This is a genomic window from Paenibacillus sp. VMFN-D1, from assembly GCF_003386155.1.
Classification (GTDB): Bacteria; Bacillota; Bacilli; order Paenibacillales; family Paenibacillaceae; genus Paenibacillus_AQ; species Paenibacillus_AQ favisporus.
Genome location: NZ_QRDU01000015.1, coordinates 1 through 1,457 on the forward strand (window position 1 = coordinate 1; position 1,457 = coordinate 1,457).

Annotated in this window: 8 tRNA genes and 2 rRNA genes; all 10 read right to left on the reverse strand. The window is 48.8% G+C overall.

Annotated features, from left to right (window positions below):
* Window positions 1–19: 19 nt before the first annotated feature.
* A tRNA-Gln gene (locus C7820_RS33245) sits at window positions 20–94 on the reverse strand.
* Window positions 95–102: 8 nt separating this feature from the next.
* Window positions 103–178, reverse strand: a tRNA-His gene (locus C7820_RS33250).
* A gap of 8 nt (window positions 179–186) precedes the next feature.
* A tRNA-Thr gene (locus C7820_RS33255) sits at window positions 187–259 on the reverse strand.
* Between the two features lie 199 nt (window positions 260–458).
* Window positions 459–535 (reverse strand) — tRNA-Asp (locus C7820_RS33260).
* A 34-nt stretch (window positions 536–569) separates the two neighbouring features.
* Window positions 570–643, reverse strand: a tRNA-Met gene (locus C7820_RS33265).
* A gap of 34 nt (window positions 644–677) precedes the next feature.
* A tRNA-Val gene (locus C7820_RS33270) sits at window positions 678–753 on the reverse strand.
* Between the two features lie 52 nt (window positions 754–805).
* Window positions 806–877 (reverse strand) — tRNA-Glu (locus tag C7820_RS33275).
* Window positions 878–937: 60 nt separating this feature from the next.
* A tRNA-Asn gene (locus C7820_RS33280) sits at window positions 938–1,013 on the reverse strand.
* Between the two features lie 78 nt (window positions 1,014–1,091).
* A 5S ribosomal RNA gene (rrf, locus tag C7820_RS33285) occupies window positions 1,092–1,208 on the reverse strand.
* A 152-nt stretch (window positions 1,209–1,360) separates the two neighbouring features.
* Window positions 1,361–1,457: ribosomal RNA gene (locus tag C7820_RS33290) — 23S ribosomal RNA — on the reverse strand; the annotation flags it as partial.

Consider the following 1,457-nt stretch of genomic DNA (forward strand, 5'->3'; position numbering starts at 1 on the left):
CTGAGCTAATGGCTCTCACTGGCTGGGGATATAGGATTCGAACCTATGCATGACGGAGTCAAAGTCCGTTGCCTTACCGCTTGGCTAATCCCCAACAATTAATGGGGCGATCGATGGGACTTGAACCCACGAATGCCGGAGCCACAATCCGGTGCGTTAACCCCTTCGCCACGACCGCCATAAACATGCCGGCGAGAGGACTTGAACCCCCAACCTACTGATTACAAGTCAGTTGCTCTACCAATTGAGCTACACCGGCGCATGAATATTTGAATATTTCCAAAGCGATAACCATTTATCGCGAAAGCAAATAACCATTTGGATTCCGTCTGAAGCAATTTAAAATGGCGGATCCGACGGGATACTCTCTCTTCGTTCGAGACTGCGATGCAGCGCTAACGAAGTGGATGCTTCGATGAACCCGTATTACGGATTCTCATCCCTGAAGCAAACTATAATGGCGGAACCGACGGGATTCGAACCCGCGATCTCCTGCGTGACAGGCAGGCATGTTAGGCCTCTACACCACGGTTCCACGGCCTTTGGGATCTCCATCTTTAAGGAGATAATTGCGGGGGCAGGATTTGAACCTGCGACCTTCGGGTTATGAGCCCGACGAGCTACCGGACTGCTCCACCCCGCGTCATTAAAAATTATTTATTTCTTTAAAGTATACATGGTGGAGGCTGAGGGGATCGAACCCCCGACCCTCTGCTTGTAAGGCAGATGCTCTCCCAGCTGAGCTAAGCCTCCATAATCTTTTGTAACTCATAGGGGATTCTCATCCCTGATGTTAATAAGAAAGTGACCCGTATGGGATTCGAACCCATGTTACCTCCGTGAAAGGGAGGTGTCTTAACCCCTTGACCAACGGGCCATATATATAAAGTCTAATTCTGTTTTCTGCAACAAAACATCCTTAGACGTTTTTTAAAAGTGGCTCCCCGAACAGGACTCGAACCTGTGACAACTCGATTAACAGTCGAGTGCTCTACCAACTGAGCTATCAGGGAACGTTGTTACAATCAACCAGTTTTGTCATATGTAGGTGACCATCAAGGCCAAAAAAAATACCACAAAAGTGGTTTTCCGCTTGGCAACGTCCTACTCTCCCAGGACCCTTCGGTCCAAGTACCATCGGCGCTGGAGGGCTTAACGGTCGTGTTCGGGATGGGTACGCGTGGAACCCCTCCGCTATCGCCACCAAACGGAGCATTGGTTAATAACCAAATGCATAATTCAGGTTTCAGCATCGCCAAATGCTGAAAGTCATGCACGCTTCTCTCACCCGCTTGGAGTGAAATCAGCAATTTTGACTCCCTGAAAACTAGATACGAAACGAATCTGCGAATTAATCTTTTTGGATAAGCCCTCGACCGATTAGTATTGGTCAGCTCCATGCATTGCTGCACTTCCACCTCCAACCTATCTACCTCGTCGTCTACAAGGGGTCTTAC